This window comes from Mesorhizobium oxytropidicola (assembly GCF_056174625.1).
Map to the genome: position 1 here is coordinate 6,184,989 of NZ_CM149692.1, position 21,627 is coordinate 6,206,615.

Consider the following 21,627-nt stretch of genomic DNA (forward strand, 5'->3'; position numbering starts at 1 on the left):
AGAAGGAAGAAACATCAACTGCTCGGATACAGATCACCTCAATTAGTGATTGACTCATCATACCAGTTGGCTAAGCTACTCCCGCGCTCGGATTGAAGCCGGGACGAGCGGAGGATGGCGAGGGACGGGGAGCGAGAATCGGTTCGGTTGGAAAGTCGGCAAGCGGCTTTGCCTGACCGAGCGTGTGCCCGCACTGCCTATGAATTCAAATGCAGACAATGGCCTCGGTTGGTCGAGGCGATGTCTTTTTAACGGGAGGACTTCATGAAACTTACTCGCAGAATGAAGCTTGCGGCTTTCGCCGGCGTGTTGGCACTCGGCACGGCGGCGCCGGCCTCCGCGGCCGACCTGATCGCTATCATCACCCCCTCGCACGACAATCCGTTCTTCAAGGCGGAAGCTGTCGGCGCCGAGGCGAAGGCCAAGGAACTCGGCTACGAAGCACTGGTGCTGGTGCATGACGACGACGCCAACAAGCAGTCGCAACTGATCGACACCGCGATCGGCCGTGGCGCCAAGGCGATCATCCTCGACAATGCCGGTGCCGACGCCACCGTCGCCGCGGTGCAGAAGGCCAAGGACGCCGGCATCCCCTCCTTCCTGATCGACCGCGAGATCAACGCCACCGGCGTCGCCGTGGCACAGATCGTCTCGAACAACTACCAGGGCGCCCAGCTCGGCGCGCAGGAGTTCGTCAAGCTGATGGGTGAGAAGGGCAATTATGTCGAGCTGGTCGGCAAGGAATCCGACACCAATGCCGGCATCCGCTCCAAGGGCTATCATGACGTCATCGACGACTATCCGGACCTGAAGAAGGTCGCGCAGCAGTCGGCCAACTGGAGCCAGACCGAGGCCTATTCCAAGATGGAATCGATCCTGCAGGCCAATCCCGACATCAAGGGCGTGATCTCCGGCAACGACACGATGGCGATGGGCGCCTATGCGGCGCTCGCCGCGGCGAACCGCAAGGATGTCATCGTCGTCGGCTTCGACGGCTCCAACGACGTGCGCGACTCCATCACATCAGGCGGCATAAAGGCGACGGTGCTGCAGCCGGCCTACGCCCAGGCGCAGATGGCGGTCGAGCAGGCCGACGACTTCATCAAGAACAAGAAGTCGCCCGAGAAGGAAAAGCAGCTGATGGATTGCGTGCTGGTCAATGGCGACAACGCCGCCAAGCTGGAAACCTTCGCGCTGAAGAACTGAGCCGGCGCAATGCAATCCGCGAGGGGCGAACCTAGGGTTCGTCCCTCGTCTCCATTTCCCTGGGATGCTTGACCGCGATGCCGAAGAAGTTGACCTGGCTGACCCTTGTCGCGCTCGCCGGCCTTGGCCTCAGCGCCTGCAAGATTCTGCCGACACCCTCCGCGCAAGGCGGCGCCAATGCGTCCGGCTTCAACCCGGAGAAGATGGTCGAGGAAATCTGGGTGGCGAAGGTCATCCCGTATTTGCAGCAGAAGGCCGGGCCGTTCGCCGAGGTCCATGCGCTGGCGAAGACCGATCAGGCGGCAGCCGGCGCCAAATACGGCAACCCCAAAAAGCAGGCGAATTCGCCATGGACCTTCGCGGTCCGTGTCGAGGGCAAGATCGTCGCCGCCAACACGCAGTCGCGCGCGGGCACGATGGATATCGACGTCGACGGCGACGGCAAGGCGGATGCGCGCGTCCAAATCGGGCCGGCGATGCGCGGAACCGCTCTGCGCGACGGCCTTGACTTCGTCCAGTTCAACGATTTCACCAACCAGATCGACTTCGCCCAGTTCGGCAAGGCGTTCAACGCCTATGCCGACAAGACCGTGCTGTCCAAGCTGCCGCGCGAAGGGCTGGAAGGCCGCACCGCCAAGGTGCTCGGCGCCTATACGATCGAAGGCGGCCAGGACCTGCCGCTGGTGACCCCGGCGGAGGCCGAGATCGGGCCGAAGCCATGAACACGGCGACCGGCCACGAAATCATCCTGAAGCTGGAAGACGTCTCGAAAGTCTATGCCGGCACCGTCGCGGTCAAGCAGGCCAATTTCGAGGTGCGCAAGGGCGCGGTTAATGTGCTGGTCGGTGAAAACGGCGCCGGCAAATCGACGCTGATGAAGATCATCGCCGGCGTCGAGCAGCCGACGGCCGGTCGCATCCTGCTCGACGGCAAGGAGGTCTCCTTCTCCTCATCCGGTGACGCGGTGAACCGCGGCATCGGCATGGTGTTCCAGGAGCTGAACCTGTTCGGTAACATGACGGTCGCCGAGAACATTTTTGCCACGCGCGAGATCACCAACCGGTTTCGCAAGATCGACCGCAAGGAACAGGAACGGCGGGCTGGTGAATTCCTCGATCGGCTCGAAGCCGGTATCCGGCCGGACATGCTGGTCGAGGATCTGCGCATCGGCCAGCAGCAGCTGGTCGAGATCGCCAAGGCTGTCTCGCTCGACGCGCGCATCCTGATCATGGACGAGCCGACATCGGCACTGAGTGCGTCCGAAGTCGAGATCCTGTTCAAGGTGATCGCCGACCTCAAGGCGCGCGGCGTGGCCATCGTCTACATCTCGCACCGGCTCGAGGAACTGATCCGCATCGGTGACTACATAACCGTGCTGCGCGATGGCCGCATCACCGGCCAGGAGGACGTGAAAAACGTCGACACGCAATGGATCGTGCGGCAGATGATCGGCTCGGACGCCAAGGATTTCGCCAAGGCCGACGGCCATGTGCCGGGCGAAGAGATCTTCCGCGCCGAGGACATCTGCCTGCCGCGCGCCACCGGCGGACTGGCGGTCGACCACGTCTCGCTGTCGCTGCGCGCCGGCGAGATTTTGGGCATCTACGGGCTGATGGGCGCGGGGCGCAGCGAGCTGTTCGACTGCATCATGGGCCGCCACGGCCATGCCAGTGGCAAGATCTTCATCGACGGAAACCATATCAGGGAACGCGACACGACACGGCGCATCAGGCGCGGGCTGGCGCTGATCCCGGAAGACCGCCAGCGCGAGGGCCTGGTGTCGATCCTGTCCGTCGCCAGCAATTTGACATTGGCCAGCCTGTCGCGCTTCGTCACTCTGTTCCACATCCGTGGCGGCGCCGAACGGCAGGCCGTGGGGCAGATGGTGCGCGAGCTTTCGATCAAGGTCGCCGATCCGGCGCAGGAAGTCTCGTCGCTCTCCGGCGGCAACCAGCAGAAGGTGGTGATCGGCAAAGCGCTGCTCACCGGACCGAAGGTGCTTTTGATGGATGAACCCAGCCGCGGCATCGATGTCGGCGCCAAGGCCGACGTCTTCCGCACCATGCGCAAACTGTCACGCGATGGGCTCGGCATCCTCTTCGCCACCTCCGACCTCGACGAGGTGATGGCGCTGTCCGACCGGATCGCGGTGATGAGCAATGGCAAACTGACCGGCATGTTCGACCGCGCCGAGGCGACCGAGGCCGCGATCGTCGCCGCATCGGCGCTCGGCCACGGACCTGCCCATCTTGCCCCCGCACATGGAAAGCAAAGCTGATGACTGACATTCCGGCCAGGGCGGCTCATTCTTCGGCCTCCAGCGGCTCCGTACTGCTGACGCTGATGAAGCTCAGGACCTTCATCGCACTGATCGCCGTGCTGGTGTTCTTCTCGATCGCGGCGCCGAACTTCCTGTCGGCGGCGAACCTGATCCTGATGGCCAAGCATGTGGCGCTCAACGCCTTCCTCGCCATGGGCATGACCTTCGTCATCATCACCGGCGGCATCGACCTTTCGGTCGGCTCGATCGTCGGCCTGTGCGGCATGGTGGCCGGCTATCTCGTGCTCAACGGCATCGACCTGCAGGTCGGCTACACCATCTATTTCAATGTGGTCGAGATCGCATTGATCACGCTGCTGGTCGGTATTCTAATCGGTGCCGTCAACGGACTGCTGATCACCCGGCTCAACGTCGCGCCGTTCATCGCCACGCTCGGCGTGCTTTATGTGGCGCGCGGCCTGGCGCTGCTGTCGTCCGACGGCCGCACCTTCCCCAATCTGGTCGGCAAACCGGAGCTCGGCACCACCGGCTTCGGCTTCCTCGGCGCCGGCCGCCTCGCCGGCCTGCCCGTCTCGATCTGGATCCTGATCGTTGTGGCACTGGGTGCGGCCTATCTCGCCCGGTACACGCCGCTCGGCCGCCACATCTTCGCCGTCGGCGGCAATGAGCGCGCGGCGCGCATCTCGGGCGTGCGCGTCAACATGGTCAAGATGTTCGTCTACATGTTCTCCGGCTTCTGCGCGGCGATCGTCGGCCTGATCATCTCGTCGGAGCTGATGGCCTCGCATCCGGCGACGGGCGAGAGTTTCGAACTGAATGCCATTGCAGCCGCGGTGCTTGGCGGCACCTCGATGTCGGGCGGCCGTGGCACGATCGGCGGCACCATCGTCGGCGCTTTCGTCATCGGCATCCTGTCGGACGGACTGGTGATGATGGGCGTGAGTTCCTTCTGGCAGATGGTGATCAAGGGGCTCGTCATCATCGTCGCCGTCGTCGTCGACCAGGCCCAGCGCCGGCTTCAGCAGCGTGTCACCCTGATGCAGATGGCAAAGGCGGGTTGATCATGGCGAATTTGAGCGGAGCGCTGATCGGCTGCGGCTTCTTCGCCGTCAACCAGATGCATGCCTGGCGCGACATTGACGGCGCCTCGATCGTCGCCATCTGCGACCGCGACCCAGAACGGCTCAGGATCGTCGGCGACCAGTTCGGCGTGGCGCGTCGCTACACCGATGCAGCGGCGCTGTTCGCCGCCGAGACACTCGACTTCGTCGACATCGCCACCACTGTCGCCAGCCATCGGCCACTGGTCGAGATGGCCGCCGCCCACCGCATCCCGGTGATCTGCCAAAAGCCGTTCGCGCCGACGCTCACCGACGCCAAGGCGATGGTCGCGGCCTGCGCCAAGGCCGGCGTGCCGCTGATGGTGCATGAGAATTTCCGCTGGCAGTCGCCGATCCAGGCGGTGCGCGCCGTGCTCGACAGCGGCGAGATCGGCACCCCCTTCTTCGGGCGCATCTCCTTCCGCTCCGCCTATGACGTGTTTTCCGGCCAGCCCTATCTGGCGACGGGCAAGCGTTTCATCATCGAGGATCTCGGCATCCACATTCTCGACATTGCGCGTTTTCTGCTGGGTGATGTTTCGACCCTCACCGCCCGCACCGCACGCATCAACCCGGCCATCGCCGGCGAGGATGTCGCGACGATGCTGATGGATCACAAGAGCGGTGCTACCTCGGTCGTCGATTGCAGCTATGCGACCCGGCTTGCCGTCGAGCCATTTCCCGAAACGCTGATCGAGATCGACGGCAGCGACGGGACCGTGCGGCTGGCGCAGGGCTACCAGCTCACCGTCACCGGCAAGAGCGGCACAGCGGTCAGGGATATCTCGCCGCTGCTGCTGCCCTGGGCATCGCGGCCATGGCACAACATCCAGGAGAGCGTGCTGGCGATCCAGCGGCACTGGGTCGACTGCCTTGCATCAGGCAAGGAGCCAGCAACTTCTGGCGCCGACAACCTCAAGACATTCGCGCTGGTTGAGGCCGCCTATGCCGGCGCCGCAAGCCGGCAACTGGTGCAGATCGACGACCTGCTGAAATGACCTGGGATCGCTTCCTCCTCTGCGGCACGCATGCGGCGGAAGCCGAACCAATCCGGCTGACCGCAGGTGCGCTCAGCGCCGATTTCGTCAACGGCAATCTGCGCACTATCCGCCATGGCGGCACGGAGGTGCTGCGCGCCATCGCCTATGTCGTGCGCGACCGCGACTGGGGCACCTACGAGCCCGTATTGGCGGACCTTGTCATCGACCAAGGAGCCGATGCTTTCTCCGTCAGCTACACCGCAAGCTGCGCCGGGCCGGGCGGAAGCCGGCTCGCCTTCCGCGCCACCATCAAAGGCTCCTCTGATGGTCGTCTGGTGTTCGACGTCAGCGCGCTGCCCGAAAGCGATTTCGAGACCAACCGCTGCGGCTTCTGCATCCTGCATCCGATCGCCGGCCTCGCCGGCAGCCCGATGACGGTCGAGCATACCGACGGCAGCGTGGTGGAGACAAAACTGCCTGATCTGATCGACCCCTGGCAGCCGTTCAAGGATTTGCGCGCCATCACGCATGAGGTGCGGCCCGGCGTCACCGCGCAATGCCGGATGGAAGGCGACGTTTTCGAAATGGAAGACCAACGCAACTGGTCCGATGCCTCCTACAAGACCTATGTGCGGCCGCTGGCGCTGCCTTGGCCCTACGTGCTGCCGGCCGGCGAAACCAACGGCCAGACGATCAGCCTGCGCGTTGCCAGCGACAGCAAGACGCCGGCTGCAGCCGAGGCGTCCGGCGCGGTCCGCGTGACGCTTGGCGAGCCCGGTCCGGCGCTGCCGGATGTCGGCGTGATCATCTATCCCAGTGATGTCGAGACAGCGCTGGCGAACCTCGCCACCTTGTCAGCGCTCGGCCCGCAACAACTGCTGTTCCACTACGATCCAACGCGCGGTCACGGGCTTGACGCCTTGCGCTCTTTTGCTGGGCTTGCCGCCGCCTATCGCGCCCGAACAACGCTCGAATGCGTTGTCGCCTGTAGCGGCGATCTCGACGCCGAACTCACAGAGGTCGCCGGCCTGGTGCGCCGGGCGGGCCTACGGCTCGACGCCATCGCGGTGTCGCCTTCGGTCGACCGCCAGTCGACGCCGCCGGGCAGCGCCTGGCCGCCCTGCCCGCCGCTGGAAGATGTCTATGCCGCGGGCACGCCGCGCCTTTCCCGACATCCGTCTCGGCGGCGGCATGTTCAGCTATTTCACCGAGCTCAACCGCAAGCGCGTTCCGGCTGGGCTGCTCGACTTCGTCACCCATTGCACCTGCCCGATCGTGCATGCCGCCGACGATCTCAGCGTCATGCAGTCGCTGGAGGCGTTGCCGTTCATCACCCGGTCGGCGCGGGCGATCTTCGGCGACAAGCCCTATCGCATCGGCCCCTCGACCATTGCCATGCGGCAGAACCCTTATGGCGGCGCGACAAAGGACAATCCGCAGGGACAACGCATCGCTATGACGAACCGCGATCCGCGCCACAACGGCGAGTTCGCCGCCGCCTGGACCATCGGCTATGCCGCGCGTGTCGCGTCGGCCGGGCTGGAGATGCTGACGCTGTCCGGTCTCACCGGACCATTCGGCGTGCTGGCGGCATCCGGGGAACCTGCCGCCGAAGGATCACCGCGGCCGATCTCTAGGGCTATCAAGGGGCTTTGCGAGCTGGCTGGCCTCGCCTATGTGTCCGCCAAGACAAGCGACGAGACGCGGCTTGCGGCGCTGGCCGGCCGCTCCGGCTCCGGCGAGACCATTGTGTGGCTGGCAAACCTGACGGCGGAGGATGTCTCGGTCGACGCGTCCGCGCTTGGTCAGGGCCATCTCGTCATCTCGCCCTACGCCATCATCCGGATCGCTTAGGGGATCTTACTTCTCGGAATTCATCACGTAGAGCGCGCGCGAGCGTTCGAGATGCTTGATCATCGCCTTTTCGGCGCCGTCGGCGTCCCGCTGCTCGATGCGGTCGACGATCTCTTCGTGCTCGGTCAGCGTGTACTTTTCCTTGCCGGTCCAGATCAGCATCTCGGTGTGATATTCCTTCAGCCAGCCGAGCATCGCCTCGCTGACGGCGACATAGATCGGGTTGCCCGATATCATCGCGATCTGGGTGTGGAATTTCATGTCGGCGGAAATGAAGGCGTCGGAATCGCCGCGCGCGGCACGCTGCTCGGCGACGGTTGCCTTGAGCCGCTGCACGTCTTCGACAGTGGCCTTCTCGGCGGCTTCCCTGACCATGCCGCGCTCGAAGAAGATGCGCGCGGTCTTGAGGTGCTCGAGCGTGTCCTTCGACGAGGACAGGATGATCTTGGCCGCGCCGTCGACCTGTTTGATGATCGACTTGGCGGTGAGCTGCAGCACCTTGGCCCGCTCGCCATGCGAAATGGCGACAAGGCCCATATTGCTCAGCGCCTGCATCGCCTCGCGGATCGCCGGCCGGCCAACCTCGAAGCGCTCCATCAATTCGCGCTCCGACGGCATGTCGTCGCCCGGCTGCAGCTCGCCGCTGGTGATCAGCCGCTTCAGCCTTGCAAAGACTTCGTCGGAAAGTTTGCGCCGGACGATCGGCTCCGAACGGTTCATCGTGACGAATCCCTCCCTGGCCCGGTTCCTGTTTAGCATTGCCGGCACGATTCCCGGAATGCCTGCGCCTTGCCCGCCGCGTCACGCGAGGTCGGGATATTTGCTTGCAATACTTATGTACTCATTATACCAGATTTGGAGCGCAACAAAACTTTTTTCGGACGCTTTCGACCGGCCATGATCACGTTCACCTATCGCATCGAAACGCCTGACAGCATCGAAGCGCTGGCGGCCAAGATCGCCAGCGACCAGTCGACCGGCACCTTCGTTGCCCTGCCCGGCGAGACCGAAGAGCTGAAGGCACGCGTGGCGGCACGGGTGCTGGCGATCCGGCATCTGCCCGATGCGCAGCAACCGTCCATTCCCGAGGCCGGCAGCGGACCTTTCAAGCGCGCCGATGTCGACATCGCATTCCCCTTCGACGCGATCGGCACAGACCTTTCGGCGCTGATGACCATCGCCATCGGCGGTACCTATTCGATCAAGGGCCTGTCCGGCATCCGCGTCGTCGACATGAAGCTGCCGCAACAATTCAGGGGCGCGCATCCTGGCCCGCAGTTCGGTGTCGCTGGCAGCCGCCGGCTGACCGGCGTCGAGGGTCGCCCGATCATCGGCACCATCGTCAAGCCGGCACTTGGCTTGCGGCCGCCCGAGACGGCCGCGATGGTGGGCGAGCTGATCGAGGCCGGCGTCGACTTCATCAAGGACGATGAAAAGCTGATGAGCCCGGCCTACTCGCCGCTCTCGGAGCGGGTGAAGGCGATCATGCCGCTGATCCTCGACCACGAGCAGAAGACCGGCAAGAAGGTGATGTATGCCTTCGGCATCTCGCATGCCGATCCCGATGAGATGATGCGCAACCACGATCTGGTGCTTAAGGCCGGCGGCAATTGCGCCGTGGTCAACATCAACTCCATCGGCTTCGGCGGCATGGCTTACCTTAGAAAGCGCTCCGGCCTGGTGCTGCACGCCCACCGCAACGGCTGGGACATCCTCACCCGCCATCCCGGCCTCGGCATGGATTTCAAAGTGTGGCAGCAGTTCTGGCGGCTGCTCGGTGTCGACCAGTTCCAGATCAACGGCATCGCCTCGAAATACTGGGAGCCGGACGAGTCTTTCATCCGCTCCTTCGAGGCGGTGACGACGCCGTTGTTCTCGCCTGACGATTGCGCGCTGCCGGTCGCCGGTTCCGGCCAGTGGGGCGGACAGGCACCCGAGACCTATGAGCGCACCGGGCGCACGGTCGATCTCCTCTATCTCTGCGGCGGCGGCATCGTCAGCCATCCGGATGGCCCGGGTGCCGGCGTACGCGCCGTGCAGCAGGCCTGGCAGGCCGCTGTCGCGGGCATTGCGCTGGCGGACTATGCCAGCAGCCATGTCGAGCTGGCGCGCTCGATCGAAAAATTCGGCGACGGCAAGGCGGCGTGAGCAACGCCATGCAGAACCTGCTCCTCAGCTATTATGGCGACGACCTCACCGGTTCGACCGACGTCATGGAAGCGCTCGAGCTTGGCGGCGTGCCGACGGTGCTGTTCATGCGCCAACCCGACCAGCATCTGCTGTCACGGTTTTCGCAGTGCCGGGCCGTGGGACTGGCGGGCACGAGCCGCAGCGAAACGCCGCAATGGATGGACGAGAATTTGTCGCCGGCCTTTAAATGGCTTAGAAGCCTTGAAGCGGCAGTTTGCCACTACAAGATCTGCTCGACCTTCGATTCCGGCCCGACAATCGGCAACATCGGCCGCGCCATCGAGATCGGCCGGCGCGTCTTCAACCAGAAGAGCGTGCCGGTGGTTGTCGGAGCGCCCCAGCTCAAACGCTACACGGCGTTCGGCAACCTCTTCGCGGCTTTTCGTGGCACTTATTTCCGCATCGACCGCCACCCCGTCATGAGCCGGCATCCGGTGACGCCGATGAAGGAAGCCGATCTGCTCGTCCACCTCCATCGCCAGACCGATCTCGGCTCCGGCCTTGTCGACCTGGCGGCGCTGCAGGCGGATGATCTTTCCCAAACAGTCGACCAGGCCTTGCAGGACAAGGAGATCGTCCTGTTCGACGTCGAAAGCCGCCAGACGCAGACACGCGTCGGCGAACAGATCTGGCGGATCTGCAAACAAGGCCATGGTTTCGTCGTCGGGTCCTCGGGCGTCGAATATGCCTTGCTCGCCGAATGGGCCGGCAAAGGCATCGCAGCGGGGCACGCATCCTTCGCGCCGCCCGGTCCGGTGGACCGGCTCGCCGTGGTCTCGGGCAGTGTGTCGCCGACCACCGAGAAGCAGATCCGCTTCGCGCTCGCCCATGGCTTCGACGGCATCCAGATGGATGCCATGCAGTTGGTCTCGGGCGGCGCCGGCAAGGCGATCGAGGGCGCTATTGAAGGTGGCCTGGCGAGCCTCGCGGCAGGGCGCAGCGTCATCCTCTACACCGCCCTTGGTCCGCAGGCCGACCGCAGTGCCGAGATCGACCATATCGACGGCGCGCGGAACAGGCTCGGCCGGGCGCTGGGGGACATTCTGCGCCGGCTGGTCGTCGAGCAGAAACTCAAGCGCGCGGTGATCGCCGGTGGCGACACTTCCAGCCACGCGCTGGGGCAATTGTCGATCGATGCGCTGACCGTGCGCATGCCGCTGCCGCAATCACCGGGTTCACCGCTTTGCCTTGCCCATGGCGGCGGCGAGATCGACGGTCTCGAAATCGCGCTGAAGGGCGGCCAGGTCGGCACCGACGCCTATTTCGAGACGATCCGGCTGGGCAGTTAATACAGCGGCTTGCCCATGTGGTTGGGCGTCGGCCACGTCTCGGTGACGCCGGGTTGCACCGGGCGCTCGAGATAGGTCGACAGCACCACGTAGCTGCGCGTTGAGGTGACGCCGGGCGTTTCGTACAGGCGAGCAAGCAGGCCTTCCAGCGCTCTCGTATCTTCGGTGCGGACCTTCAGCAACATGCAGGTGTCGCCGGCGACGGTGTGGATCTCCTCGACTTCCGGATATTGCGAAACCGCCATCAGCTCCGGGGTCTTGCCCCAGCCCCTGGTGTCGATATGCACGAAAGCGAGCAGCGGCTTCTTAACCGCCTTGGGGTCGATGATGGCCATGGTGCCGCGAATGGCGCCGCTGCGCCGAAGGCGCTTGACCCGTTCATGCGCGGCAGGCGGCGAAAGGCCGACCCGATCGCCGAGTTCGGCATAGCTGACCGTGGCGTCGTCGACGAGGACGCCTAATATTTTTCGGTCAATCGCATCGATATCGCGGGGCGCTGGCGTGTTCCGCAGAATGCCATCTGTTTCTTCATCCATATCGACAATCCTGATTGCCACGGAATTTAATACGGCCATTATGGTCATATGTCGAACAGCAATCAAGCCACAGCCCTGACAGCCGATGCCAGGCCGCCGATCCCGGCCCTCGCCTATCTGCTGACCGGCTGCATCGCCGTGATCGGCTCGAATTCGCTGGTCCTGGGCCCGATAGCCCGGCCGTCGCTTTGTCGTTCGGAACAAGCGTGCCAGTGGTGATGATCGCAGCGGCCGCCTTCGGCCTCGGCACCTCGGCAAGCGCCCTGTTCCTGGCCCGCTACATCGATCGGCTCGGCGCACGTCGAATGCTGCAAGGGGCATTGCTGTTGCTGGCGCTTGCGCTGGTCGCCAGTGCCGTGGCGCCGACGGTGATCATGCTGGTCGCGGCGCAGCTCGTCGCCGGCATCGCTGCCGGCGTCGCCATGCCGGCGATCTATGCCAGTTCGGCGGCGATCGCGCCGCCCGGCCGCGAAAGCGGCACCATCGGCGTCGTGCTGACCGGATGGACGCTCAGCATGGTGGCCGGCGTTTCGCTGTCGGCCGTGCTTGCCGATCTTGTGCATTGGCGCGCCGTCTTCGCCGCCGTCGCGGTGCTGGCACTGCTTGCGCTGGCCAGCCTCACGATGACGTCACTGAGCGACATCAGGAAGAGCGGCCCGGCACCGACGCCGCTGGCAGCGCTCGGTATTCCCGGCATTGTGCCGCTTCTCGTCGCCTGCGCGGCCTTCATGACCGCCTTCTACGGTGTCTATGGCTATCTCGGCGACCACCTGCACAGCGGACTGGGCAAGCCGGTGAGCGCCAATGGCTGGGCCGCACTCGCCTATGGCATCGGTTTCGGCACTGCTGCTCTGCTCGACGGCGTGATCGACCGGCTTGGTGCGCGGCGCGTCATGCCGTTCGCCTATCTTCTCGTCGCCGCCGTCTATGTCGCCATTGCGGCGACGAGCAACAGTTTCGGCCTGACGCTGGCCATGGTGGTGGTGTGGGGACTGGCCAATCATTTCGGGCTGAATGTCCTGGTGATGCGCCTCTCGGCACTCGATCCCTCACGGCGCGGCACGATCATGGGCCTGAACAGCTCGGTCACCTATCTGGCGGTCTTTATCGGCACCACCGGCTTCGGGCCTATCTATTCCAGCTTCGGCTTTGCGGTCTGCGCGATGGTTGCGGCGTTGCTGATGCTGGTTGCCGCTTCGGCGGCGGCGTGGCGCACGCGATAAACCGACTGCTTCCGGGAATTGCTCCAGTCGACAGAACGTGATTGGCCACCGGCCTGGCGCGGTTGACAGCAGCACCCCTGCCCTTCCATACAAAGCCCGTTAATGTTCTCAGGGCGGGGTGAAAGTCCCCACCGGCGGTAAGGATCTCGATCCAAGCCCGCGAGCGCTTTCCGGCAAAATCGGAAAGGTCAGCAGATCCGGTGTGATTCCGGAGCCGACGGTTAGAGTCCGGATGAAAGAGAACGAAACGGAAAACGGACCGCTCCGGCGGGCCGGATTTTCGTATCGTGCGTCCTGATTCTGGTTCGAAACGGAAGGATGGACCCATGAATCAGCATTCCCACAAAGACTATGAAACTGTTCGCATCGCCGTCATCAGAGCGCGCTGGCATGCGGACATCGTCGACCAATGCGTAAGCGCTTTCGAGGCGGAACTGGCCGGCACCGGCGGCGACCGCTTCGCCGTCGATGTCTTCGACGTGCCCGGCGCCTACGAAATCCCGCTGCACGCCAAGACCCTGGCTGGGACCGGCCGCTATGCCGCGATCCTCGGCACGGCGTTCGTCGTCAATGGCGGCATCTACCGGCATGAGTTCGTCGCCAGTGCCGTCATCGACGGCATGATGAACGTGCAGCTGTCGACCGGCGTGCCGGTGCTTTCGGCGGTGCTGACGCCACACAATTATCACGACAGCGCCGAGCACCACCGCTTCTTCTTCGAGCACTTCACCGTCAAGGGCAAGGAAGCGGCCAAGGCCTGCGTGGAAATTCTCGCCGCACGGGAAAAGATCGCGGCATGAAATCTTCCCGGGTGGAAATCGCGATAACACCCGGTAGTATTTGCCAGAAGTCGGGAGGATGCCGGTGCAGACCAAGAAGATCATCAATGACGGCAACCGCGCCGTCGACGAGATGCTCGAAGGGATCCTCGCCGCGCATCCTCGCCACCTCAGGAGTGCGGACGGCAGCCCGCGCTCGATCATCGCCCGTGACGGGCCGCGACCCGGCAAGGTCGGGCTCGTCATCGGCGGCGGCTCCGGCCATGAGCCGACCTTTCTCGGCTTTGTCGGCAGGGGACTGGCGGACGCGGCGGCGATCGGCAACGTCTTTGCCTCACCGCCGCCCGATCCGATCCTCGAATGCGCCAAGGCGGTGAGCGGCGGCGCCGGCGTCCTGTTCATGTACGGCAACTATGCCGGCGACGTGATGAATTTCGACATGGCGGCTGAGATGGCTGACATGGACGACATCGAGGTGCGCACGGTGCTGACCACCGACGATGTCGCCTCGGCACCGCGTGACCAGCGGCAGAAGCGCCGCGGCGTCGCCGGCAATTTCTTCATCTTCAAGGCGGCCGGCGCCGCCTGCGACCGCATGCTCTCCCTGGACGAGGTCGAGCGCATCGCGCGCAAGGCCAACGACCACACCTTCACCATGGGCGTGGCGCTGTCGCCCTGCTCGCTGCCGCAGACAAGGCGGCCGAATTTCGAGATCGGCGCCGACGAGATGGAGATCGGCATGGGCATCCATGGCGAGCCCGGCATCGCCCGCGGCAAGCTCAGGACCGCCGACGAGATCACGGATGAGATGCTGGACAAGATTTTCGCCGAGATGGCACCGTCGCGCGGCGACAAGGTCGCGGTGCTGGTCAATTCGCTCGGCTCGACGCCGCTGATGGAGCTCTACATCATGAACCGGCGGGTCAAGCAGCGGCTCGACGATATCGGCGTTTCCATTCACGCGACCTGGGTCGGCAATTACTGCACGTCGCTGGAAATGGCTGGCGCCTCGGTGACGCTTTTTCATCTCGACGCGGAATTGCAGACCATGCTCGATCACCCCTGCGACTGCGCGATGTTCCGTGCCGGCTGACGAAAGAGCGTTCCCGTGACCATCGATGCCGCCAACCTGAAAAGAATGTTCGAAGCGATCGCGGTGGCGATCGAGGCCGACAAGGACCGGCTCTGCCAACTCGACGGCGTCATCGGTGACGCCGACCACGGCATTGCGATGGAGCTCGGCTTCAATGCGGTGCGCGATGCGCTGGCGCCTCTCGACCTTGCCGCGACCGAGCCGACGGCGCTGCTCAACACGGCGGCGAAATCGTTCCTCAATGCTGTCGGCGCCTCGTCAGGCCCGCTCTACGCTACGGCCTTCATGCGCGCGGCTTCCGCCGTCAAGGGCAAGGCGACGCTGGTGGAGGCGGACTTCATCGCCCTGTTCCAGGCCATGGCGCAAGGCATCAAGGATCGCGGCAAGGCAGAACCTGGCGAAAAGACGATGGTCGATGCCTGGCAGCCGGCGGCCGAAGCGGCCGCCGCGGCCAATCTCGCCGGCAAGACCCTGGCTGAGAGTCTAAAGCGGCCCTTGCCGCCGCCGAGTCTGGTGCCGAAGCAACCAAGGACATGATCGCCGCCAAGGGCCGCTCCTCGCGGCTCGGCGAGCGATCGCTCGGCCATATGGACCCGGGCGCGGCGTCGGCCGTCACCGTCATCGGCGCGATGACGAAGAGCCTGACGTCGGCACTATAGTTTCAGATCGAAACTGACCTTGAAGGCATGTCCCTGGGCGTCCTTGGCGATCTGCCCGGAATAGGACGCGCCGAGCGTCGCATTGGACGACAGGGAGACATCCAGTCCGGCTTCGACCGCCAGCGCGTCCCTGGCGATCGGCACGCCCGAGATGGTAAAGGATGCCCCGGTGTTGAAGGCCAGACCGGCGGTCGGATCCGCGTCGCCATAGGCGTGTTGCCAGCCCAGCATGCCGTGCAGGGAAGTCTTGGTCGCCCCCGTGTCGAACTGGGTCGAAGCGCGAACGCCAAAGGTCGAGAAGGTGTTTTCGGTTGTCGTCTTCTGTGCCGTCAGCGCCGAAGTCGTGCCGCCGGTTTCGGCGAAGCCATCGGTGTTCAGATGGACATAAGCGAGGTTGGCGAAGGGTTCGAAGGCATTGCGGCCGATGTCGAACCGATAGGCCAGTTCGCTGAAAGCCTGCGCCGTCGCAGCATTGTAGTCGGCGGAGAGCTGCTCGCTGAAGGCGGGGAAGACCACGCTGCGCCTGGTCTCGATGTCGTGCCAGCCATAGATCGCGCCGGCGCGGAAACCGAGCTGGCCCATCTGCGTGCCGGCATAGAGGCCGAGATTGTAGTTGTCGCTCGAGCCGGATGAAGCCCGGTCGGTGACATCGAAGCGCGAATGGCTGTAACCGCCGAGCACGCCAACTCGCCAGCTTCCGACCGGTGCGTCGGCGCCGCCGATGAATCCTGTCGTGTTGCGGCCGAAGGCAGCGGCATCGCCGGAGCCGTTCGCATCGCCCGTCATTGCCAGTGCCTGGCTCCATATCACGATGCCGTCGGCATTGGCGGGCGCGGCGTGCGCGCCGTCGGTGTCGATGCTGGCGGTTGTCAGAACCGGCGCGGAGACCGCATCGAAGGCGGAGCGAATTCGGCTGCTCGCCGCATCCCGCGCGAAGCGGCTGTCCTCGACAAGCGCGCCATTGATATCGGCGTGGATCTCGCCGGAGAGCGCGTTTCCATAAGGGCGCAGATAACGGTAGAAGCCGACGGCCTCCACGTTGGGGTCGCTCTCCAGCGCTTCCCGATTGAGGATATACATCGACCAGCCATCCTTCGTCTGGTTGAAGGAAAGCCCTTCGACTTCCTGCTCGCGATCGATCTTCAGGTTGCCGAGGTTCTCGACTTCGCCGGTCTTGAGGTTCGCCCGGTAGATGATCTTCTGATCATTGTCGGTCGAAAAATACATCCAGCCGTCGAGCAGCTTGCCGCCCTGTGCCTGGTCGATCTTTTGCGTCAGCGGGATGTATTCCTTGAAGCTCCAGTCCGACAGATTGTAGACGGCTATCTCCGTCGCATTCTCATAGGCCATGCCGTAGCCCAGGCCGTTCTTGGCGTCGACGGCAACCCAGCTGGCGATGTCATGGGTGCCATGGGGCGGGTTGAGCGAAAAGGCCTGGCCGGTATAGCTCATGTCGCTGGCGCGAAAGACCGCGAAAACCGGGTGGTCATATTTGCCTCCGGTAATCGGGTCGCGCTTGCTCGTGTCAAGCGAGATGTAGAGAAGCCCGTCGGCATAGTCGATGTCGCCAATATGGTTTAGCCCCATGCTGGAAAATTCAGACGGAAGCTGGAGAGCAAGCGGAATGGCAGGCGCGACACGCAGGTTCGGATTGTAGTTCTTGTCGGTGCGCTCGAGAATATTGGTGCCGGAAAAATACCAGTTCGTTCCGTCCGTGGTCACACCCTGCTGCTTGGCAGCTATCGCGTCGCCGGTGAAGGTGGTCTTCTCGACCATGATCCAGGGTTCGACGGCGAGTGCCGGCACCGATGTCATGGCAAGCGCGCTGGACACGAAGATGCAGGAGCTTATGGTTTTCGGAAGGCGGGCCGTTCCCTTCAGGGCGGCTTTGCTGGCGTGATCGATCATCTTGGGAGACATTTCTGGCGCGTTCCTGTTGGTGTTTACGATCGGCGGGCTCGACGCGCACGACATCGACCAACGACGGTGGCGGCCGTCGGCGATGGCAAGACTTCGAGATTTTGTGGTTCTTCGGGTGCTATCTGCGCTGTGGTTCGTCGATCGCTCTGGCGGGGAGTTCAACGATGTGCTCACTAGGGTGGGCACGTGACAATCGTATGAATAATGGGAATAGTATGAAGAATTTAGCGGCCCACCCCAGGGCATCCCGAATGACGTCGCGCATGGCCGGCTCGTCCCATTCCGGCCTCCACGCCAGGCTGCTCAACGAAATCGGCCTCAGCATCGTGCGCGGCGAATTGATCCCGGGTGACCAGTTGCCGAACGGCGACGATTGGAGCGCCTCCTATGGCGCGAGCCGCACCGGGCTGCGGGAAGTCGTCAAGGTGCTGGCGGGCAAGGGCATGGTGGAAATGCGCCCCCGGACCGGAACCAGGGTGCGCCCGCGCAAGGATTGGAATTTCCTCGACCCGGATGTGCTGTTGTGGCGTTTCGGCTCGAGGACGACGGCCGAGGAGGCGCGCTCCCTGTTCGAGCTGCGCCGCGCGATCGAGCCGACCGCCGGGGCCCTGGCGGCGGAGCGCGCCAGCCCGGAGCAGATCGCCGAATTGCGGGCACTCCTCGACGAGATGGAACAGGCCGGCGATGACGGCGAACGCTTCGCGATACCGGATCTGGCCTTCCATCAGGCGATCCTGCATATGTCGGGCAACGAGCTGATCGGTTCGCTGGCGGCCTTGATCGAGACGGCGCTGGTGATCAGCTTCAGGCTTTCGGACGACAATCCAGACGGTCAGCGCCACTCGCTCAGCCTGCACCGGCAGATTGTCGAGAACATCGAAAAGCGTGACCCGGCAGCCACCAGCAAGGTGCTGATCGACCTGCTGGATGGAGCGGAAGAGGACGTGCGGCGTTCCCTCGCGGCCAGGCTCGGCAGGCAGAAATAGAGCCGGCATCGCCGCACGCGGCATACCGGCGCGGTACGCCCGGACCGAACTTCTCTCAGACTATGCCGCAGGCTTGCCTGCGCGGATCATGCGGGTTTGGCCGCGTCGAGCCTGTTGATCGCCTGGACATTGCCGGCCGAGGGACCTTGTTCGTCGAACTCCGAGGCGAGCCAGGTATCGACAATCGCCTTGGCCAGTTCCGGGCCGATGACGCGGGCGCCCATGGTGATGATCTGCGCGTTGTTGGATTTCGCCGCTCGCTCGGCCGAATAGGTGTCGTGGGTGAGTGCAGCACGAATGCCCGGCACCTTGTTGGCCGAGATCGAGACACCGATGCCGGTGCCGCAGAACAGGATGCCGCGCTCGTTCTCACCATCGATGATGGTCTGGGCGAGCTTTTGCGACAGATCGGCATAGTAACCGGCCTGGCTGAGGTCGCTGACGGTGAGGCCCGGCTTGGTCGCAAGGTGTGCGGCGATGACATCGAGCAGCGGCTTGCCGGCGCTATCGGCTCCAATGGCTATTTTCATGGTTTTCCCTTTCGTGTTTGGATGATTTCAGATCGCCGCCGAGGCGCGGCCGAGGATGTCGATGTAGCCGTCCGCCTGCCAGGCGGAGCGGCCGATGAACAAGCCGTCTATATTGGGCTGGCCGACCAGCTCGGCGGCATTGCCGGGATTGACGCTGCCGCCATAAAGCACCGGCGGCACGGACGGCAGCAGGCTGCCGGCCACTGCCTTGATCAGCCCCTGCTGTCTGTCGGCATAGTCGGCGCTGGCCGGAATACCCTTGTCGCCGATCGCCCAGACCGGCTCGTAGGCGAACAGGATTTTTGCGCCCTTCGCCTCGCCTTCGAGGAATTGCAGCGCGCCCTCGACCTGGGCGCCCAAGACGGCATCGGCCCTGCCACTTTCGCGCTCGACCAGCGTCTCGCCGACGCAGATCAACGGGATCAAGCCGTGCTTCACGGCGGCCGCCGTCTTGAGGCCGACGGTGCGGTCGGTCTCGCCAAAATGCTCGCGCCGTTCGCTGTGGCCGAGTTCGACCAGATCGAGTCCGCAGTCGGTCAGCATCAGCGGCGAGATCTCGCCGGTCCAGGCGCCGGCATCGGCCCAATGCATGTTCTGGGCGCCGACCTTGACGCGCGTCGACGACAGTGCCTGCTTGACCTCGCGCACGGCGGTAAAAGGCGGATGACGAAGGGCTGGATGCGGTCATCGAAACCGGGAATGAAGCCGGCGAGGCGCTGCGCGAAATCCAGCGCCTCGGCGAGCGTCTTGTTCATCTTCCAGCTTGTACCGACCCAGTAAACCACGCGTATTGCTCCTTAACTCTGTTGATCACGATCTGCCGATTTCCGGCCTCATGATCCCTTGTCGATCACCGTCAGCGAAACGCAGGCGGCATCCAGCGCCGAGCGCATCCCCGGTTCGGGCGCGCGGCCGGTGAACACGGCGTCGAACGCACTGAGGTCGGTGAGAAAATGCAGCGCCGTGCGGCCGAACTTGCCGTGATCGACCAGCAGATATTTGCGGGTCGCCGCCGCCATCATCAACCGCTTGGCCTGCACCACCTCCTGGTCATGGTGGAAGGCGGAAGCGCCATGGATGGCCGAAGACGACAGGAAGGCGACGTCGGCGCGCAGCGATTTGAGCGAAGCCTCGGCGAGCAAGCCGAAGAAGCCGTGGAATTTCTTGCTGTATTGCCCACCGAGCGCGATCAGGTTGATCCCTCCCGCGCCAGCCAGGTCCTGGATGACGGCCAGGTTGTTGGAGATCACGGTCAGCGGCCGCAGGTCGGCGAGATGGCGCGCAATGCCACCCGCTGTCGAGCCATCGTCGATGATCACCGTCTGGCCGGGTTCGATCATGGCCACGGCGGCCGCGGCGAGACGCTGCTTCTCCTCGGTCGCCTGCTTCTGCCGGTAGCGGAAGTCGCTTTCGAACAGGCTGCTCGGCTGGATCGAGGCGCCGCCCCGCACCTTGCGCAGGAAACCGCTTTCCTCGAGCTCGTCGAGGTCCCGGTGCACGGTCATTTTCGAGACGCCAAAGCGCAAGGCGAGGTCGTCGACGCCGGCCTGACCGGCGTCCATTAGAAACTCCATGATGCCTTGACGCCTGATGTCGCTCTTCATTGCCGCTGACCGCCAACGCCGCAGCGTGGCTCCTTGATCGAGCTTCAGGATATAACAGCTATCGTCGCAAAAGTATCAAATATTTTGTGATAATGGGATAATTTCTTGGGATATTCCGCTTGCCCTGATCGCGGCGCTGTAACAAGAATTGCTGCCGGGACGGTCTGTCACGGTTGCGGTTGCGCGGAAATCCGGCCAGAAGCATCGGTGGGCTGGACGATGCGCGGACAGCCCGCAACCACTAGGTTTGAAACCAGATACGGGAGACTATTCGTTGGCTCGCATCACACTGAGACAATTGCTCGATCACGCTGCCGAATACGGCTATGGCGTGCCGGCCTTCAACATGAATAACATGGAACAGGGCCTCGCCATCATGGAGGCGGCGGAAGAGACCAAATCGCCTGTCATCCTGCAGGCAAGCCGCGGTGCGCGCGCCTATGCCAATGACGTGGTGCTGGCCAAGCTGATCGACGCGCTGGTCGAAATCCACCCCGACATCCCGGTCTGCATGCACCTCGACCACGGCAACAACGAAGCCACCTGCGTCACCGCGATCCAGTACGGCTTCACCTCGGTGATGATGGACGGCTCGCTCAAGGAAGACGGCAAGTCGCCGGCCGACTACGCCTATAATTCCGGCATCACCAAGCGCGTCGTCGACATGGCGCATTGGGGCGGCGTGTCGGTGGAAGGCGAGATCGGTGTGCTCGGTTCGCTCGAGAGCGGCGGCGGCGAGCAGGAAGACGGCCACGGCGTCGAAGGCGCGATCAGCCACGACCAGCTCTTGACCGATCCGGAACAGGCGGTGGAGTTCGTCAAGGACACCCATGTCGATGCGCTGGCGGTGGCGATGGGCACCAGCCACGGCGCCTACAAATTCTCGCGCAAGCCGGACGGTGCTGTGCTGGCGATGAACGTCATCGAGGAAATACACCGCCGCTTGCCCAACATGCATCTTGTCATGCACGGCTCGTCCTCCGTGCCGGAGGACCTGCAGGAGATCATCAACAAATATGGCGGCCAGATGAAGCCGACCTGGGGCGTGCCGGTGGAAGAGATCCAGCGCGGCATCAAGCATGGCGTGCGCAAGATCAACATCGACACCGACAACCGCATGGCGCTGACCGGGGCGATCCGCAAGGTGCTGACGGAAAACCCGAGCGAGTTCGACCCGCGCAAATATCTGACGCCGGCCATGGCTGCGATGCGCAAGCTCTGCAAGCAGCGCTTCGAGCAGTTCGGCACCGCCGGCAACGCGCCGAAGATCAAGCCGCTGCCGGTCTCGGAAATGGCCAAGCGCTACAAATCGGGCAGCCTCGACCCGAAATTCGGCTGAGTCTCCGGCGACTTCAAATCTGCATTCAACGGGCAGGAGCCGCATCGGCCCCTGCCCG

16 protein-coding genes, 4 pseudogenes and 1 riboswitch are annotated in these 21,627 nt (G+C 63.9%); of the genes and pseudogenes, 14 read left to right on the plus strand and 6 right to left on the minus strand.

Annotated features, from left to right (window positions below):
* Positions 1-264 precede the first annotated feature (264 nt).
* From AC0V8S_RS31090 to apnL, 6 genes and pseudogenes are all read left to right on the plus strand, one after another.
* Positions 265-1,206, plus strand: coding sequence for a substrate-binding domain-containing protein (locus tag AC0V8S_RS31090; protein WP_475435310.1), 942 nt, complete (start codon positions 265-267; stop codon positions 1,204-1,206).
* A 77-nt stretch (positions 1,207-1,283) separates the two neighbouring features.
* Positions 1,284-1,928, plus strand: coding sequence for a DUF2291 family protein (locus AC0V8S_RS31095; protein WP_475435312.1), 645 nt, complete (start codon positions 1,284-1,286; stop codon positions 1,926-1,928).
* The gene (locus AC0V8S_RS31100; RefSeq protein WP_475435314.1) at positions 1,925-3,484 is read left to right on the plus strand and encodes a sugar ABC transporter ATP-binding protein; all 1,560 of its coding nucleotides are present in this window, start codon (positions 1,925-1,927) and stop codon (positions 3,482-3,484) included. Before AC0V8S_RS31095 ends, AC0V8S_RS31100 begins: the two co-directional genes overlap by 4 nt.
* A complete protein-coding gene (locus AC0V8S_RS31105; protein ID WP_475435316.1) occupies positions 3,484-4,548 on the plus strand; it encodes an ABC transporter permease in 1,065 nt (354 codons plus the stop codon). Before AC0V8S_RS31100 ends, AC0V8S_RS31105 begins: the two co-directional genes overlap by 1 nt.
* A gap of 2 nt (positions 4,549-4,550) precedes the next feature.
* Positions 4,551-5,585: a Gfo/Idh/MocA family protein gene (locus AC0V8S_RS31110; RefSeq protein WP_475435317.1), complete on the plus strand. Its 1,035-nt coding sequence runs from the start codon at positions 4,551-4,553 to the stop codon at positions 5,583-5,585.
* Positions 5,582-7,421: pseudogene (apnL, locus tag AC0V8S_RS31115) on the plus strand (D-apionate lactonase). Before AC0V8S_RS31110 ends, apnL begins: the two are co-directional and overlap by 4 nt.
* 6 nt (positions 7,422-7,427) lie before the next feature.
* Here apnL and AC0V8S_RS31120 read toward each other — a convergent pair.
* Entirely contained in the window at positions 7,428-8,141 is a 714-nt protein-coding gene (locus AC0V8S_RS31120; protein WP_475435319.1) for a transcriptional regulator NanR, read from the minus strand.
* 177 nt (positions 8,142-8,318) lie between these two features.
* Between AC0V8S_RS31120 and oiaX the strand changes: the two genes are divergently transcribed.
* Together oiaX and AC0V8S_RS31130 are read left to right on the plus strand one after the other, a co-directional pair.
* The gene (oiaX, locus tag AC0V8S_RS31125; RefSeq protein ID WP_475435321.1) at positions 8,319-9,569 is read left to right on the plus strand and encodes a 3-oxo-isoapionate-4-phosphate decarboxylase OiaX; all 1,251 of its coding nucleotides are present in this window, start codon (positions 8,319-8,321) and stop codon (positions 9,567-9,569) included.
* Between the two features lie 8 nt (positions 9,570-9,577).
* Positions 9,578-10,900, plus strand: coding sequence for a four-carbon acid sugar kinase family protein (locus AC0V8S_RS31130; protein WP_475435323.1), 1,323 nt, complete (start codon positions 9,578-9,580; stop codon positions 10,898-10,900).
* Here AC0V8S_RS31130 and AC0V8S_RS31135 read toward each other — a convergent pair.
* Positions 10,897-11,436, minus strand: a complete 540-nt coding sequence (locus tag AC0V8S_RS31135; protein ID WP_183457169.1) for an Lrp/AsnC family transcriptional regulator — start codon at positions 11,434-11,436, stop codon at positions 10,897-10,899. The genes AC0V8S_RS31130 and AC0V8S_RS31135 overlap by 4 nt on opposite strands.
* Before the next feature lie 48 nt (positions 11,437-11,484).
* On the opposite strand from AC0V8S_RS31135, the pseudogene AC0V8S_RS31140 reads away from it, so the two are divergent.
* The 4 genes and pseudogenes from AC0V8S_RS31140 to dhaL all read left to right on the plus strand — a co-directional run bounded on the left by AC0V8S_RS31140 (position 11,485) and on the right by dhaL (position 15,190).
* Positions 11,485-12,659, plus strand: a pseudogene (locus tag AC0V8S_RS31140) (MFS transporter).
* 100 nt (positions 12,660-12,759) lie between these two features.
* Positions 12,760-12,907: riboswitch (FMN riboswitch) on the plus strand.
* Between the two features lie 78 nt (positions 12,908-12,985).
* Entirely contained in the window at positions 12,986-13,459 is a 474-nt protein-coding gene (locus AC0V8S_RS31145; RefSeq protein WP_183457166.1) for a 6,7-dimethyl-8-ribityllumazine synthase, read from the plus strand.
* Between the two features lie 58 nt (positions 13,460-13,517).
* Positions 13,518-14,531 (plus strand): dihydroxyacetone kinase subunit DhaK, encoded by a 1,014-nt coding sequence (locus tag AC0V8S_RS31150; RefSeq protein WP_183457164.1) that lies wholly within the window; start codon positions 13,518-13,520, stop codon positions 14,529-14,531.
* A 15-nt stretch (positions 14,532-14,546) separates the two neighbouring features.
* Positions 14,547-15,190 (plus strand): annotated as a pseudogene (dhaL, locus tag AC0V8S_RS31155) (dihydroxyacetone kinase subunit DhaL).
* Here the strand turns inward: dhaL and AC0V8S_RS31160 are convergent.
* On the minus strand, positions 15,185-17,110 hold the full coding sequence (locus AC0V8S_RS31160) for an autotransporter outer membrane beta-barrel domain-containing protein (protein WP_183457160.1): 1,926 nt from the start codon (positions 17,108-17,110) through the stop codon (positions 15,185-15,187). The pseudogene dhaL and the gene AC0V8S_RS31160 overlap by 6 nt on opposite strands.
* A gap of 251 nt (positions 17,111-17,361) precedes the next feature.
* Here AC0V8S_RS31160 and AC0V8S_RS31165 point away from each other — a divergent pair, with 251 nt between their 5' ends.
* Positions 17,362-18,096, plus strand: coding sequence for a FadR/GntR family transcriptional regulator (locus tag AC0V8S_RS31165; protein ID WP_244661577.1), 735 nt, complete (start codon positions 17,362-17,364; stop codon positions 18,094-18,096).
* An 86-nt stretch (positions 18,097-18,182) separates the two neighbouring features.
* Here the strand turns inward: AC0V8S_RS31165 and derI are convergent, their stop codons facing one another.
* From derI to AC0V8S_RS31180, 3 genes and pseudogenes are all read right to left on the minus strand, one after another.
* Positions 18,183-18,626: a D-erythrulose-4-phosphate isomerase gene (derI, locus tag AC0V8S_RS31170; RefSeq protein ID WP_183457158.1), complete on the minus strand. Its 444-nt coding sequence runs from the start codon at positions 18,624-18,626 to the stop codon at positions 18,183-18,185.
* Between the two features lie 27 nt (positions 18,627-18,653).
* A pseudogene (locus AC0V8S_RS31175) lies at positions 18,654-19,381 on the minus strand (triose-phosphate isomerase).
* A 78-nt stretch (positions 19,382-19,459) separates the two neighbouring features.
* Entirely contained in the window at positions 19,460-20,230 is a 771-nt protein-coding gene (locus AC0V8S_RS31180; protein WP_475435326.1) for a DeoR/GlpR family DNA-binding transcription regulator, read from the minus strand.
* 274 nt (positions 20,231-20,504) lie between these two features.
* Here AC0V8S_RS31180 and fba point away from each other — a divergent pair, with 274 nt between their 5' ends.
* Complete coding sequence (fba, locus tag AC0V8S_RS31185) at positions 20,505-21,569, plus strand: class II fructose-bisphosphate aldolase (RefSeq protein WP_183457152.1); 1,065 nt, start codon at positions 20,505-20,507, stop codon at positions 21,567-21,569.
* Positions 21,570-21,627: the final 58 nt, after the last annotated feature.

Bases quoted from the DNA above. Each gene is read 5' to 3' on its own strand.
- AC0V8S_RS31180 (WP_475435326.1), bottom strand. From the start codon at position 20,230: ATGAAGAGCGACATCAGGCGTCAAGGCATCATGGAGTTTCTAATGGAC.
- AC0V8S_RS31105 (WP_475435316.1), top strand. From the start codon at position 3,484: ATGACTGACATTCCGGCCAGGGCGGCTCATTCTTCGGCCTCCAGCGGC.
- AC0V8S_RS31135 (WP_183457169.1), bottom strand. From the start codon at position 11,436: ATGGATGAAGAAACAGATGGCATTCTGCGGAACACGCCAGCGCCCCGC.
- AC0V8S_RS31150 (WP_183457164.1), top strand. From the start codon at position 13,518: ATGCCGGTGCAGACCAAGAAGATCATCAATGACGGCAACCGCGCCGTC.
- AC0V8S_RS31120 (WP_475435319.1), bottom strand. From the start codon at position 8,141: ATGAACCGTTCGGAGCCGATCGTCCGGCGCAAACTTTCCGACGAAGTC.
- AC0V8S_RS31145 (WP_183457166.1), top strand. From the start codon at position 12,986: ATGAATCAGCATTCCCACAAAGACTATGAAACTGTTCGCATCGCCGTC.
- AC0V8S_RS31100 (WP_475435314.1), top strand. From the start codon at position 1,925: ATGAACACGGCGACCGGCCACGAAATCATCCTGAAGCTGGAAGACGTC.
- AC0V8S_RS31165 (WP_244661577.1), top strand. From the start codon at position 17,362: ATGACGTCGCGCATGGCCGGCTCGTCCCATTCCGGCCTCCACGCCAGG.
- oiaX (WP_475435321.1), top strand. From the start codon at position 8,319: ATGATCACGTTCACCTATCGCATCGAAACGCCTGACAGCATCGAAGCG.
- AC0V8S_RS31090 (WP_475435310.1), top strand. From the start codon at position 265: ATGAAACTTACTCGCAGAATGAAGCTTGCGGCTTTCGCCGGCGTGTTG.
- AC0V8S_RS31110 (WP_475435317.1), top strand. From the start codon at position 4,551: ATGGCGAATTTGAGCGGAGCGCTGATCGGCTGCGGCTTCTTCGCCGTC.
- AC0V8S_RS31095 (WP_475435312.1), top strand. From the start codon at position 1,284: ATGCCGAAGAAGTTGACCTGGCTGACCCTTGTCGCGCTCGCCGGCCTT.
- AC0V8S_RS31130 (WP_475435323.1), top strand. From the start codon at position 9,578: ATGCAGAACCTGCTCCTCAGCTATTATGGCGACGACCTCACCGGTTCG.
- AC0V8S_RS31160 (WP_183457160.1), bottom strand. From the start codon at position 17,110: ATGTCTCCCAAGATGATCGATCACGCCAGCAAAGCCGCCCTGAAGGGA.
- derI (WP_183457158.1), bottom strand. From the start codon at position 18,626: ATGAAAATAGCCATTGGAGCCGATAGCGCCGGCAAGCCGCTGCTCGAT.